This window comes from Corynebacterium sp. Marseille-P4611 (assembly GCF_916618765.1).
In the GTDB taxonomy this organism is placed as follows: domain Bacteria; phylum Actinomycetota; class Actinomycetes; order Mycobacteriales; family Mycobacteriaceae; genus Corynebacterium; species Corynebacterium marquesiae.
The window spans coordinates 633,901-647,347 of record NZ_CAKAKD010000001.1 but is presented as its reverse complement, the minus strand read 5'-3'; the positions used below and the strand labels follow the sequence as shown (position 1 = coordinate 647,347).

Annotated in this window: 11 protein-coding genes and 2 pseudogenes; 6 read left to right on the top strand and 7 right to left on the bottom strand. The window is 55.9% G+C overall.

Annotated features, from left to right (window positions below):
- Positions 1–110 precede the first annotated feature (110 nt).
- Positions 111–881 (top strand): TSUP family transporter, encoded by a 771-nt coding sequence (locus LG376_RS03240; protein WP_225746150.1) that lies wholly within the window; start codon positions 111–113, stop codon positions 879–881.
- Here LG376_RS03240 and LG376_RS03235 read toward each other — a convergent pair whose 3' ends face one another.
- Both LG376_RS03235 and LG376_RS03230 read right to left on the bottom strand, forming a co-directional pair.
- Positions 882–3,149, bottom strand: a complete 2,268-nt coding sequence (locus LG376_RS03235; RefSeq protein WP_225746149.1) for an ATP-dependent RNA helicase — start codon at positions 3,147–3,149, stop codon at positions 882–884.
- Complete coding sequence (locus LG376_RS03230) at positions 3,150–3,755, bottom strand: sugar O-acetyltransferase (RefSeq protein ID WP_225747354.1); 606 nt, start codon at positions 3,753–3,755, stop codon at positions 3,150–3,152.
- Between the two features lie 497 nt (positions 3,756–4,252).
- Between LG376_RS03230 and LG376_RS03225 the strand changes: the two are divergent.
- From LG376_RS03225 to LG376_RS03205, 5 genes and pseudogenes are all read left to right on the top strand, one after another.
- Positions 4,253–5,190, top strand: a pseudogene (locus LG376_RS03225) (IS3 family transposase); the annotation flags it as partial.
- Positions 5,191–5,346: 156 nt separating this feature from the next.
- On the top strand, positions 5,347–6,954 hold the full coding sequence (istA, locus tag LG376_RS03220) for an IS21 family transposase (RefSeq protein WP_198492028.1): 1,608 nt from the start codon (positions 5,347–5,349) through the stop codon (positions 6,952–6,954).
- 17 nt (positions 6,955–6,971) lie between these two features.
- On the top strand, positions 6,972–7,730 hold the full coding sequence (locus LG376_RS03215) for an ATP-binding protein (RefSeq protein WP_049377799.1): 759 nt from the start codon (positions 6,972–6,974) through the stop codon (positions 7,728–7,730).
- Between the two features lie 254 nt (positions 7,731–7,984).
- Positions 7,985–9,177 (top strand): IS3 family transposase gene (locus tag LG376_RS03210; protein WP_225746148.1). Its coding sequence is split into 2 segments (ribosomal slippage): positions 7,985–8,264 and positions 8,264–9,177, totalling 1,194 coding nucleotides; the frame shifts between segments, so codons are not numbered across the junction.
- Between the two features lie 24 nt (positions 9,178–9,201).
- A pseudogene (locus LG376_RS03205) lies at positions 9,202–9,432 on the top strand (integrase core domain-containing protein); the annotation flags it as partial.
- Between the two features lie 231 nt (positions 9,433–9,663).
- Here the strand turns inward: LG376_RS03205 and LG376_RS03200 are convergent.
- The 5 genes from LG376_RS03200 to LG376_RS03180 form a co-directional block, all read right to left on the bottom strand.
- Positions 9,664–10,488, bottom strand: a complete 825-nt coding sequence (locus LG376_RS03200; protein ID WP_225746147.1) for a glycosyltransferase family 2 protein — start codon at positions 10,486–10,488, stop codon at positions 9,664–9,666.
- Positions 10,485–11,297 (bottom strand): glycosyltransferase family 2 protein, encoded by an 813-nt coding sequence (locus tag LG376_RS03195; RefSeq protein ID WP_225746146.1) that lies wholly within the window; start codon positions 11,295–11,297, stop codon positions 10,485–10,487. Before LG376_RS03195 ends, LG376_RS03200 begins: the two co-directional genes overlap by 4 nt.
- Complete coding sequence (locus tag LG376_RS03190) at positions 11,294–11,533, bottom strand: hypothetical protein (protein WP_225746145.1); 240 nt, start codon at positions 11,531–11,533, stop codon at positions 11,294–11,296. Before LG376_RS03190 ends, LG376_RS03195 begins: the two co-directional genes overlap by 4 nt.
- Positions 11,526–12,760 (bottom strand): IS3 family transposase gene (locus tag LG376_RS03185; protein WP_172953431.1). Its coding sequence is split into 2 segments (ribosomal slippage): positions 11,526–12,472 and positions 12,472–12,760, totalling 1,236 coding nucleotides; the frame shifts between segments, so codons are not numbered across the junction. The genes LG376_RS03190 and LG376_RS03185 overlap by 8 nt, the downstream gene beginning before the upstream one ends.
- Positions 12,761–12,807: 47 nt before the next feature.
- Complete coding sequence (locus tag LG376_RS03180; protein WP_225746144.1) at positions 12,808–13,359, bottom strand: glycosyltransferase; 552 nt, start codon at positions 13,357–13,359, stop codon at positions 12,808–12,810.
- Positions 13,360–13,447 lie beyond the last annotated feature (88 nt).

Genomic DNA, 13,447 nt, shown 5'->3' with positions numbered 1-13,447 from the left:
AGCCTCCTAGTTCTGCTGCGCCAAAAGTATAGTGCCTCTTTCTGCTCTACTACGGAGAGGGCAGTAGGCGGGTTATCACCTTACATCATTTAAGTTTTATGATCGGGGGCATGGAAATCGATGTGGTGCAGTGGATAATTCTCTTCTTTGGTACCGCGGCCGCGGGATGGGTCGATGCGGTCATCGGTGGTGGCGGATTGATCCTGATCCCGATGCTGCTGGCGGTCCTGCCGGGACTTGCTCCGGCCGCCGCTTTGGGCACTAGCAAGCTCGCCGCGGTAACCGGCACCGGATCCGCTGCCGTGACCCTCGCGCGCAAGGTGAAGCTGGACAAGGCAGAAATGGCGCGCTTCCTCCTTATCGCGCTGGTCTGCTCCGGGTTGGGGGCCAGCGTGGCCTCGAGCCTCGATAAAGACATCATGCGCCCCATCATCATCGTGCTCATGGTGGCCGTGGGCATTTTCGTGGTCTTCAAGCCAGACTTTGGCAGTAGCGACTCGGCCGGAACCCGTGGTGGTTGGCGGACCGTCGTGGTTTTGGTGCTCTCCGGCATCATTTCCTTTTATGATGGCATCTTCGGTCCGGGTACCGGAATGTTTTTGATCATGGCCTTCACCTCTATTTTTGCGCAGAATTTCTTGACCTCTGCGGCCATGGCCAAGGTAGTCAATACCGCTACCAACTTAGGTGCGCTCGTCGTGTTCATTATTGGCGGGCACGTGTGGTGGACGCTCGGCATCGTGCTCGGCGTAGCCAATATCGCCGGCGCACTTCTCGGCGCTCGTACAGTACTTGGCGGCGGGGCCAAATTCATCCGCTACGCGCTGCTTACCTTGGTCGTGGTCATGAGCTGCTACCTAGGCTGGCAGCAATGGGGCTAACTATATTCGGTTTTTGGTGCGCGCGGTAGCAATCGCATTCCACGGGTCCTCCGGCCAGGGGTGCTTAGGGTAGCGGCCGCGCATATCGGCGCGCACGCCGGCATAAGGGCCGGACCAGAAGCTGGCGAGATCATCGGTAACCGCAAGCGGGCGGCCGGCGGGGGAGAGCAGGTGGAATTGCACGCGGTGGCCGCAGTATTTGGGGGATGCGGCCAGGCCGAAGCATTCCTGCAGCTTGATGTGGACCACGGGGCGGTCACCGAACCAATCGATGGCGGCATCACGGCCGGAGGGGACTGGGAGACGCTCGGGGGCGAGATCGTCCAGACGGGCGGCTTCCGGCCAGGGCAGGAGGCGTTGCAGCGCGGGGTACATGTCGAGCTTGGCAGCGGGAGTGCCCTCCGCAATGTGGCGGAGCTCGGGGCCGAGCCACTCGGCGGGATCCGCGGAATCGACATCGGGCCACGGCTCGCCATAGTGGGCGTGCAGGTGGCGCAAACGGTCTTTTAAGCTTTGGGCTTTCTCGCTGAAGGTGAAAAGCCCCAAACCTTCCTCGCGGATGCCGGCGGCAAGCGCCTCCTCGGCCGCGGGGCCGGTGACCTTGACTGGGGTTTCTGAGAGAGTGATGGCGCCCGCGGCCTTGACCTTGACGCCACGCACACGGCCATCGCGCAGGAAAGCGCGGGTTTCTTCGGTGACGCCGATGGTCTCTAGGGCTGCGGTTTCCTCGATGCGGGCGGCCGAGCGGATGATGGCATTGCCCGCATTAGATAGGGATACCTCCGCGATGGCAAGCCACGGCGCTCCGGCCAAGCCCGAGTTATCGAGCAGGCGCGCGCGGGTGCCGCTGGCCAGCAGGTAATCCTCGCCCATGCGCTTGGCCACCTGCTCGGGAAAGGCGGTGGCTACGACCTCTCCGGAATCGGCGGGGCCGAGATCCTCTACGAGACGTGCAAGCCGTTTGACCTCTCTTTGGGGTGGGCGGTGACGGGTGAGATCGGGGGTTAAGGGGGCGTCGGCAAGCGAGGCAATGATGGGTGCGGCCTGACTGCCGTGGCGGAGCAAAGAAGCGCCGAGGCGTGGATCGGTGGGCAGGAGGGCGAGCTCCTGCGTGGCACCAATGCGCTTGAGGGTCGCTTGCGCGGATGCCAGGGCCGGGGCCGGTGGCGGATCGAGCAACGGGAAGTCCGGGCCCGCGCCCCAACAGTCCAAAAACAACGCGGCCTGGGTCAGATCCGCAGACAGGATCTCCGGGGTGGTATGCGGAGAAAAGTGCTGGTAATCATCCTGCGAGTAGCAGCGAATGACGGTGCCGGGCGCCTCACGGCCGGCACGACCAGCGCGCTGATCGGCACTCGATTTTGAGGTAGACACCGTCACCAAGCCGGACATGCCGCGCTGCGCATCGCGCCGGGGAACGCGGGAGAGCCCGGCATCTACCACCACGCGCACGCCCGGTACGGTAAGCGAAGACTCCGCGATAGAGGTAGCCACGACGATGCGCCGCTCATCGATATACAGCGCGGCGTCTTGCTCCGCGGTGGTTTGCTTGCCGTGTAGCGGGAAAACATTGTGGCCTTCCAGCGCATCGCACACGAGGTTGACTTCGCGTACGCCGGGCACAAAGACCAGCGTTGATTCGTGCTGGCGGGCTGCCTGCTTGGCGACGTCCCCGTAAAACTCCCTCGTTCCCGCCGCCCTGCCCGGCATGGGGGCGTAGTGGATATCGAGCGGGTGGGTGGCTGCTTCGGTGACGTGGACGGGGGCGTCCATAAGCTGGGAAAAGCGTTGCGCATCCACGGTGGCGGACATGGCGATGACGCGGAAGTCCTCGCGTAGCTCGGCTAGTTCCAGGCACATGCCCAGCACCAGATCCGTATCGAGCTGGCGCTCGTGGACCTCATCGATGGCAACGGCGGCGACACCCTCGAGTTCCGGATCCTTAAGCAGGCGGCGCAGCAGCACGCCCGGCGTGACGAATTCGACCTCACTGCCTTTGCGGGACTCGCCCCGGATGGCAAAGCCAACCTTGTCCGGGGTGCCGCTGAGAGTACTCAAGCGTTGCGCGGCCGCGCGGACAGCCACACGGCGCGGGGCGGTGACGATGACCTTTCCGCGCCCTACCGCATGATTGGCCAACGCCGGTGGCACGAGTGTGGTCTTACCCGTACCGGGCGGGGCTTGAATGACAACGTTTCCGGTGCTCGGCAGCGAATCGATGGTCTCGGCTACGGGCAGGCCCGCGCCGATGCGAGCGAGATCAAACATTTAGTTAGCGGCTCCAAAACCTTCGACGGGGCCGTTGAGATCCTGGCGCTCCCAGGCTTCCTCATTGTCTTCCAGCTTGCGCACCACGCGGCCGGGTGATCCCAGGACCAGCGAATTATCCGGGATATCGGTGGCAATAAGCGTGCCCGCGCCGACGACGCAGTTCTTTCCAATGGTGATGCCCGGCAGCACGGTGACATTGGCACCGAACCAGGTGTTCTCACTGATGGTGATGGACTTGGCTATCTCCCACCCACCAGCGCGCATCTCATGATCGTTTACCGGATGTCCCACCGTAATCAGGGAGCAATTGGGGCCCACCATGACGCCATTGCCGAGCGTCACCTGGGCTTGGGCCAAGATGGTGGCACCGAAATTAATAAAGACGCGCTCACCGCACACTAGATTGCAGCCGTATTCTAGGTTCAGCGGAACGTGCAGGCCCGGCACCGCAGATTCTTCCGGCAGTATCTCGCGCAGGATGCCCTTGGCGCGCTCTGGATCCGTATTGTGCAGCTCGTTGAGCTGCTTTACCAAGCGAAAAGTACGCTGGTGTTCTTCTTTCGCCTCCGGCATGCTCGGCAGGAACCACTCCCCACCGGTCATCCGCTCCCGTGAGCTGTAGGGCTCCAAGTCTTGCCAGCCCTGTGCACCGATTGAATCACGGTGGAAGGCAAGGGTGTTCAAGGCGTCAGTTGTATGCCGTGTAGCTGAATGTGGAAACAATTCTGTAGCGGGTAGTAATAAATCTATTTTTATTAAAGAGTGAAGGGGTATTTCGCGATAGCTGCGAAGCTCCATATATAAAGCTTGGCTGCTGAGTTCATAAGCCATCCAGTTGACTTTTCTGCGATAGCTGGCAGCTGATGCTAGCACACTTTTACAACCGACTTCCGTACTAATAAGTAGGTATCTCCTGCGTGGACGACCAACCCCTGTTTCACGCCCTTCTAAAAGGCAATGTCTTTGACCACCGACCAGTCGGCGTGGGTTCTGGGTGCTTGGCTTTCGATGGCCGTAGCTAGATGGATCTCTATCAGATTGGAATTGTACTTGAAGCGTCCTGGGTTTAGTTCCTACCTCAGCTAAGGAAGGATTGAACTATGCCTAGAAAGTATTCCGTCGAGTTCAAGGAGAAGGCGGTCCATCAGATCATCGAAATGGTCCGCCTGGAGTCTTGCTCACTGCAACGCGCCTACACGGAGGTCGGTGAGCTGCTTGGAGTATCTCACCACACGTTGCGGGCTTGGTACCGTGACAGCGCTTCAGTACGCGATAATTCTGACGCTTCAGGCGGCGAAACAATGGAAGAAGAACTCAGGCGTCTGCGCCGCGAAAACCGCGAACTGAAACGAGCAAACGGGATTCTTAAAACTGCTTCGGCTTTTTTCGCAGCGGAACTCGACCGACCCACGACCAAATGATCTCCTACATCGACGCGTACAAAGATCAATTTGGGGTCGAGGCCATCTGCCGAGTCCTTAAACAAGCAGATCGTGGATTCATTACTTCACGCGGCTACCGCAAAGCCACCACACGTGTTCCCAGCGCAAGAGCCTTAAGCGATAGCCTGCTCATCCCAGAGATACAGCGTGTGCATGCGGAGAATTTCTCGGTCTACGGCATCCGCAAGATGTGGCACGCGATGAACCGTGAAGGCTTTCATATTGGTCGCGACAAGACCGCACGTCTGATGAAACTTGCAGGTGTTTCCGGCCGCCGACGTGGGCGAACCCCAATAACAACGGTAAGCCCGAAGACACCGGATCATCGCCCGGACCTAGTGCGCCGAAACTTCCGTGCGCAGGCACCAGGCAGGCTTTGGGTTGCCGACATTACCTACGTTCGTACCCTGTCAGGATTCGCCTACACCGCGTTTGTCGTGGATGTCTTCAGCCGAAAAATTGTTGGTGTTGCTACACGCTCGACAATGCGCACCGATGCGCTGCCCATGGAGGCATTGGAACATGCGTTAACGACTGCAGGACGAATCCATGGAAACCAGTTAATTCACCATAGTGATCGGGGCAGCCAGTACGTGTTGTCGATTTGGGGTAGTTGGTACCGCGAGTCTGCGTAGTTGGTACCGGTGTTCCACGTACCCGGTACTGCAAGGGGTTTTCTTTCATAGTTGATGTTGGCGACACCACAATCCGCTGGTGTTGCGTCAACTTCTACTTGGAAGGAGCCGGTCCTTGTGGCCAACTTCAAACAGATCATCGCGATGTGCCTCGATGGTGCTAGCTACGCGCAGATCACACATGCATTGGGATGTTCACGACGAGAAGTATCCCGAGCAAAGAAAGTCATCAACGATGAGGAACTAACTCCAGAGCGCTTCCGTCAGCTCCCACCGGGATGGTTCGATGATCGATTCAGTGATGGCCGGAGTAAGCGGACGATGTCCTACGACCAGCCTGATTTTCATGCTCTTGCACGCAAGCTGAAAAGTACGAAGCATGTGACCAGGCATAAGCTGTGGATGGACTACGTGTCGCAGCCTTGTCCGACGGATAAGACAAAGTACCAGTACTCCCAGTTCTGCAGTGGGCTCAATGAATTTCTGCGTGCCAACGATCTCGTCGAAGTTATCACCCATGAGCCAGGCCAAGAGCTTTACGTTGACTGGGCCGGGGACAAAGTGCCAGTGACGGATCAGGCCAGTGGTGACACCGTGTTCAAGGCGTCATTGTTTGTCGCGGTCAGCCCGTACTCAGGGCTGATGTACGTTACTGCTGCTGCGAATGAGAAGATGCCGGCGTGGATTGAGTGCCATGTTAAGGCGTTGAATTATCTTGGCAAAGTACCAGCGGTCATCGTGCCAGATAATGCTTCTACGGCGACTTATCGGCCGAAGAAGACCTCTACATACCGGATAGTCACTGACCGCTACGCAGCGTTTGCAGACTATTACGGCGTCACGATCGTGCCGACTAGGCCCGGCAGGCCACGCGACAAGGCAGCGGTAGAGCGTGCCGTGAAAATCGCCTACACCAAAATCCTGGGTTACTTCAGCAACGAAGTCTTCTATAGCCTTGATGAGCTTAATGAGGCGATCGCGGAGCGTCTTGTCGATATCAACGGCGCAATGACGCGGCCTGATGGCTCAACACGGCAGATGCGCTTTGATAAAGAAGAGGCACCAATGATGCGAGACCTTCCGCCGACGCCGTTTACGGAAGTGTCTTATAAGCGGCTTAAAGTCGATCGCAACTGGCACATCACCTGTGACTACCAGTACTATTCAGTGCCATTTCAGCTGGTAGAAGAATCGGTAACAGTCAGGCTCACCCCGCAACTGGTGAGCGTCTTCAACGGGGAGCAGCTTGTTGCTGAACACACGCGCCTTCACGGATTCAAATACCGGTATTCCACAAACCCTCAGCATGGGCCGCGTGGCGATGATGAAGGCCACAAGGCGCTTACCCGTGATGAGCTTTTGGCCTGGGCATCGTCGTTTGGGGCAGCAACGCACGCAGTCATAGCGATGATCCTCGACCGCAATAGTGCCGCCGTACCCCGCGGACTCATCCAGGCACGCAACGTGCTGGCCAACCTGGGCAAAAAGCACAACAAAGCCACCCTCGAACCGGCATGCCAGCAGGTCGTGGACAAGAAACTGGCCCCAACAATGGCAGTGATCAAACGCATCCAGACTGACATTGCCCACGCCCAACAACATCCCTGGGCACCAGGGCCCAAAACACAGCCTGTGTCCAAGCGCCAACCACGCCCAAGTACCCCGCTTACCGGCGACGTGGCCGATGCCGTCTTTATCCGGCCTGCTGACCACTACGAAAACTAGAAGGAGTGTGAAAAATCATGAGCAGCATCGACGACGAGATTGTGCGGGCGAAAATGCGCAAGCTTCGCGTATCAACCTTCGCTGACATCTTCTACGAGGTTGTCAACGACGAGGCCTATGCGGATGCGCTACCAGAAGACATCTTCCTCGCCGCAGTCGAAGAAGCCTACACACAACGCCAACAGCGCAATATCGCCAAGGCCATCACCCAGGCACAATTCCGATACCCGGATGCAAGCCTGGCTGAAATCACCCGGGCAGAACAACGCGGTATCAACATGCGCCAGCTGAAACGAATCGCAGCAACCAACTGGCGGGAAAACCCGACCAATATTCACATCCTCGCACCGACCGGAACAGGCAAGACATACATTGCCTGCGCCATCGGCATCGCCGCATGCAAAGCCGGATATTCCGTGGCGTACTACCGGCTGGATCAACTTGTAGACATGCTGGCGGTCTTCTCACCGACTGACCAAAACTACCTCGATAAAATGCGGAAACTGATCAACGTCGATGTCCTTATCATCGACGACTTTATGACCATCAGCATCAACCAGCGCGGGCAAGAAGACCTAACCAAGATCATATTCGACCGCGACGGAAGGCTCCCAACACTGATCTCCTCCCAATCAGCCGCCGCCTACTGGGTTGAAACACTGCCAGACAGAGTCGGAGCCGATTCACTCGTAAGCCGCCTCAACAACGGCCACCGAATCCATATCGGAGACTTCGACATGCGCAAAGCCACCGCACCCACCACCCCAGACAACTAAGACTAACGGTCCGGGCCGACGCACCCCTCGGCCCGGTACCAACTACCCGGAACACGACAGTACCGAGTCCCCAGAACACCGGTACCAAAAACTCGCATCTGACACGTTGTCACTGAAGTATTCCACCGCGCTAGCTGAGTCAGGAATCCGTCCGAGTGTGGGAACAGTCGGCGATTCTTATGAGGACCTGACCCCTGTTTGGTGGACACCTGATATCCAGCCTAGTCGGGCTGGAAGAAAGGTAATCTACCACCATGTCCAGGTACTCCGAACAGTTCAAACGCGATGCCGTGGCCCTCTACGAAAACAATGAGGACCTCTCACTGAACTCAGCATCAGCAGAGCTCGGTATCAACCGTGCCTCGCTGCATTCTTGGATCAAGAAGTACGGCACCGGCAAACGTGCCCGCACAAAAAGCACGCGCGACAAGGCCCAAGCAGCGAATGATTCCGAACGGATCCGCCAGTTAGAAAAAGAGAACGCAAAGCTTCGTGAAGAACGCGATATCCTGCGCAAGGCCGCGAAATATTTTGCCGAAGAGACTCACTGGTGATCCGCTTCCAGTTTGTCTATGACCACCGAACCGAATTCTCGGTCAAGCGGATGTGCCACGTGTTAAAGCTCAATCGCTCCTCGTTCTACAAATGGGTGCAAACCCGCGAAGAACGCAGGTTAAAGACGTGTTCGGATGCTCTTATTGGTGCAAAAATCAAGAGCATCTTCGATGATGAATACGGGCTTTATGGTGCTAAACGCATCGCTGCAAGCCTTAAAGCCGATACGAGCTTTGGCCCGATAAATCACAAGAAAGTCGCACGAATCATGAAAGCCATGGGACTTAAAGGCTTTACCAAACGCCGCCGATGCATCACTACCAAGCGTAAGCCTGGCCACCGCGTCATGCCAGATTTAGTAGACCGCAAATTCACCGCTGATAAGCCAAACCAGGTCTATGTAGGCGACATCACCTACCTGCCGTGTAAGGGCGGCAAGAACATGTACCTGGCCACGGTCATCGACGCCTACTCGCGCAAACTTGTCGGACATGCACTCGCAGACCACATGCGAGTCTCACTGGTCATCGATGCTCTAGCCCACGCGCACGGTGTGCGTGGCAGTCTTGATGAGGCTATTTTTCATTCCGATCACGGCAGCGTGTACACCTCACAAGCCTTTAGGAACTATTGCTCGTCGTTGGGTGTGCGCCAGTCTATGGGAGCGGTAGGAACGAGTGCTGATAACGCCCTAGCAGAATCGTTTAACGCCACGCTCAAGCGGGAAATCTTGCGTGACAGGAAAGTCTTTGACAATCCGATCTCCTGCCGCCAGGAAGTCTTCCGGTGGTGCATGCGCTACAACACACGCCGGCGGCACTCCTGGTGCAATCTTTCAGCTCCTGACGTCTTTGAAGCCGAGAATTCAGCTACACTGACTAGAGCAGCATAGCTAACCCCCGACGTGTCCACTTTCCGGGGGTCAGGCCCTGACAATGCTCTAGCCGAAACAGTCAATGGTCTCTACAAGGCGGAACTGATTCATGCCCAGGGCCCGTGGACGTCGGTCGGAGAAGTCGAATTGGCCACCTTGCGGTGGGTGCATTGGTGGAACACTAAGCGGCTTCATGAAGCATTGGACTACGCCACCCCACAGGAAGTAGAAACCGAGTACTATCTCACCCAGCCCATCAACACAGGGCCGTAAAAGAAGCGGAACTAAACCCAGGACGCTTCAAAGTGCAGAAATTGCCCGCAGGAATCGCTAGATACCAAAGGCAGCAATCACAGTGCTAGGTAAATCGTGATGGCGTACCTCCGCGGAGGCGTTGGGTAGGCTTCCTAGCAAGCCGCCCGACTAGGAGGTCTATAGAATGAGTAAAATTCGGTAGCGAAAGGCGGGAGATGTTTTATACCCTTCCGCCTTTCATTTTGAGAGTTAGAACTCTACGACCTCGTCTTCAGAGTCCGTAGAGGTAAACACTGACGGGCATTGCTTGGTTGGCTTCTCCGCGTGGCTAGTGATAGGTAGGGCTAGCGAAAGGTTAGCGATAAATCCAGAAAATCCTCCGGGTGTTCGGTCAGATGCACGCGTTGAAGTATAAACAGGGCCATCCGATATCGAGACGGTACGAGCACCTCTGGCGGTAAGTTTTCTTACCATCTCTACGTCTTCTGATTCCTTGCGGGCAGGGAAACCATTTGCCAAGCTAAACACATTAGCAGAAAAAGATATATTAGCGCCGTGGATATGTCGATGCCCATTACGGTGGTTATAAAGGCGGTCATATTCTGCAACAAGCTGTGGAGAATGGTGAGAATCCCATTCTGGAACGACCGTTCCCAATACTATCTCAGCTAAGCCAACCCACCGTAGATGCGCGATCATCCATTGCGGCGACACTTTTGAATCGGCATCTGTATTAAGTACCCACACCCGATTTGTATCCAATATTCCGCTGTTTTCCGCCCCGATAAGTTGCAGACCAGTGAGTATCCCCTTTGTACGAACCGCTCCTACGTTTCTGCAACGCACCTCAACGACGTGGGTTTTCACACTACCGGTACTACATGTTCGAGCGCGTAATACTGTCTCATCGCTACAACTGTCAGCTACTACTACTAAGTGGACCTCTAAGCAGTATCCAATGTCTTTGGCTAAAGCTTGGGCTGCATGGCTTGCTACGTCAATGGACTGTATACAGTCGACAATCGTTTCTTCTTCTTGGTGGGCAGGAACCACAACAAGTGCGTAATACGTCATTTAGTTGTCTCCCAACGATTTTCGCTGAACGTAATCAATCCCATCTCAGAAAACTGTTTTAACCAGCCGCGCATAGGCCATTGACCCCATTTTTGATAGAACAGATTTGCATTTTTAATGATGTCTTCAACGTGTTCCACCGGTGGCGAGGACACTGGGTGCCATAAGTGATAAACGCGAGCACTTCCCACCCACCACAGCGGGATATCGTGGGCCCGTAATTCGTAGGCGAAGTCAGTATCTTCGCCTCCATAACCCGTAAAAGACTCGTCGAAACCGTCCCAACTATTTAGACAATGCTTCAAGGTGTTGCGCTCAGCAGCGAAGTTAAGAGACCAAAACACTTCGTAGTCTTGACCGCTCGCCTGCTGTAGCTCGCCGACAATCGGGTTAGGCCGTGCGGGATGCGGCGCGTCATAGGAGGCTACATTGTGTGGTCTAGGCACGACGTCCTGCTGGAGATAGGTCACGGGACCAGAATAAACACTTCCAGGAAACTGCTGGCAAGCCTGTACATAGGCGGATAATAGGGTGGGGGCAGGAAGACAATCTGCGTCGAGAAAAATAATCGCTTCGCCGGGTTGAGCTTGCTCGATAGCCCAGCGTCCTGCAGCGTTTCTGGCAGCGGATAAATGTACCGGCAACTGTGGAAAGTGGGCAATGCTTTCTACTTGGGGAACATCAAACTGTTGGGGTCCCAGGGTAATAATTCCGTGCCTGAACGGGATCGTTCCCGCGTGAAGGAATAGATTCTGTCTAGCAACGCGCTCAGACCTGTCTGCTGAACACAAAGTAACCACTACGGTCATAGACGCACTTCCTTACCGGTTTGATAGATAACTTGGGCTATTTTCTCTGCTGCGTGAGGGTTGACCCACTGCTCCCAAGCTGGATTAGTGTTGATGACACGTTCAAGCAGTTGCGGCCACTGGGAGAAATCAGGCATTTCATCGAGGACGACTGCAAGATCCAAACTTTCTACCGAGGTTGCGGTAGCTGATTGCTCATCAAACGCTGAAGTGCCCCGGGTTTTGTTCCTAGGCATTTGCCTTGATTTCTATTATTGCTTGCGGCGGGTGCTGGTCCCAAAATTCGGTTTCCACTTCGACCGGGGTTCGGTATCCCAAGCTTTGGTGAAGCCTCGTCTCGTTCCACCATGACACCCACTCAAACGTCGCGATTTCCACCTCGACAACCTCATCCCACCTGCGAGTATGGATCAGCTCGTTTTTGTAGGAACCATTAACGTTTTCCGCCAGAGCATTGTCATAGGAATCCCCGACAGTTCCGGTGGAAGCGGCAATCCCGTGCTGGGCAAGACGCTCGTTGTAGACAACGCTGACATACTGCGAGCCGTGATCCGAATGATGAATGAGACCTGTTGTTTCCTCAGCAGACGCGATCGCCTGGTTGAGAGCTTGCAGCGGCAACGCTTCGGTGCGCATGGAATCTGATAACGCCCACCCAACGATCCGTCGGGAGTAAACATCGGTGACAAACGCGGCATACACAAAGCCTTTCTTCGTGCGCACGTAGGTAATATCAGCCACCCACAGCTTGTTCGGGCCTTCGGCTTTGAATTCTCGCTCCACCAAGTCCGGGCGTAAATCCGGCCTTTGAGGTGTGCGAGTGGTCATAGGCGAGCGGCCTTTGCCTTTGCCTGATACACCGGCTAGACGCATCAGCCGCGCGGTTTGTTCACGACCGATATCGATTCCGTCACGATGAAGAGCATGCCACATTTTCCGCACACCGTAGATGCCGTAATTATCCCGATGGATAGCACTAATGCGTTCAACCAGCACAGCATCACGAAGGCGGCGAGCACTTACCCCACGGGCCTTGGACTGACGATACCCACGCGAGGTGATGAACCCACCAGCGCGGTTTTTCTTCAACGTCTTACAGATGAACTCGACAGAGAAACGATTCCGGTATTCATCGATGAACCGGATCATTTCCGACGTTTTGGGCCTGGTTCCGACGCGAAAAAAGCTGAGGCAGCCTTTAAAAGTTCATTGGTGTCGCGTAGCTCTTGATTTTCACGGCGAAGCCTCGCGTTTTCGGCGGCCAGATCTTCAGGCACGGGTTCTGGGATGTTTCCCGCACGGCGGGCCTGTTGGGTCCATTGACGGGCTGTGTGCCATGACACCCCCAGCTTTGGGGCTACTGCCTGGCACGCGGCTTGCATCGACATATTTTCCGCCAAGATGCGGTCCTCTACAAGACGGACCACACGATCCTTCGCATCCTGGTCAAATTTTCTTGGCATATTCCAGATTTTCCCATCTACTCAAACGGAACAAAACCTGGGACACTTCACGCTCTTGGTTGTGGAATTAAAATAGCCGGGGCTTGCGCGGCGGCAATATCCGCTACTGAATTTTGTCCCGCTGCGCTGATGACGCAGGCGGCGCGTTGTAAATAGGGAAAGGGATTGTCGACCTCGTGTGATCCGCCTAGGGTGACAATCTTCCAATGTTTGCAATATTTTTCTACCTGCTGCCAGTACTGATCGTCCCATTGTGTACCGCCTTTGCCTTGGAGGACTACCACGAGATCAGATTGGCGTTCTGGTTGAGCTGCGGGTAGGCCCTTAGTACTAAAACGTGACAGGCCGCCAACTGCGGTGAACTTGTTAGTAAACGGAAGAAGACTTTCAGGCACAGGTAAAGTCTCGGGCCAAGCGCCGACCAAAGCGGTGGTGATACGATATAGCTCTTGATGTGCGGGGTCCTGCCTCGTTCCAGGCATGACTATCGATACCACGGGAATACCCATGAGGCGTACGAAAAGACTAACTTCGACCGATGTGTCAACGTAGAAAACATCGGGCTTTTCTTGGTCTATCCACCGTGCGATTAGTCCCATGCGCTCTCTCAGTCCCTCGTGCGCAATGGGAGCCCAGTGCCACTGCCCATTGGCAGTGACGTCTTGGTAAGTGCCGTGTTCCTCTGTA

What these genes read in the sequence shown, in the direction of transcription:
- LG376_RS03240 (WP_225746150.1), top strand. Translation starts at nt 111, where the DNA reads ATGGAAATCGATGTGGTGCAGTGGATAATTCTCTTCTTTGGTACCGCG.
- LG376_RS03235 (WP_225746149.1), bottom strand. Translation starts at nt 3,149, where the DNA reads ATGTTTGATCTCGCTCGCATCGGCGCGGGCCTGCCCGTAGCCGAGACC.
- LG376_RS03230 (WP_225747354.1), bottom strand. Translation starts at nt 3,755, where the DNA reads ATGACCGGTGGGGAGTGGTTCCTGCCGAGCATGCCGGAGGCGAAAGAA.
- LG376_RS03215 (WP_049377799.1), top strand. Translation starts at nt 6,972, where the DNA reads ATGAGCAGCATCGACGACGAGATTGTGCGGGCGAAAATGCGCAAGCTT.
- LG376_RS03200 (WP_225746147.1), bottom strand. Translation starts at nt 10,488, where the DNA reads ATGACGTATTACGCACTTGTTGTGGTTCCTGCCCACCAAGAAGAAGAA.
- LG376_RS03195 (WP_225746146.1), bottom strand. Translation starts at nt 11,297, where the DNA reads ATGACCGTAGTGGTTACTTTGTGTTCAGCAGACAGGTCTGAGCGCGTT.
- LG376_RS03190 (WP_225746145.1), bottom strand. Translation starts at nt 11,533, where the DNA reads ATGCCTAGGAACAAAACCCGGGGCACTTCAGCGTTTGATGAGCAATCA.
- LG376_RS03180 (WP_225746144.1), bottom strand. Translation starts at nt 13,359, where the DNA reads ATGGGACTAATCGCACGGTGGATAGACCAAGAAAAGCCCGATGTTTTC.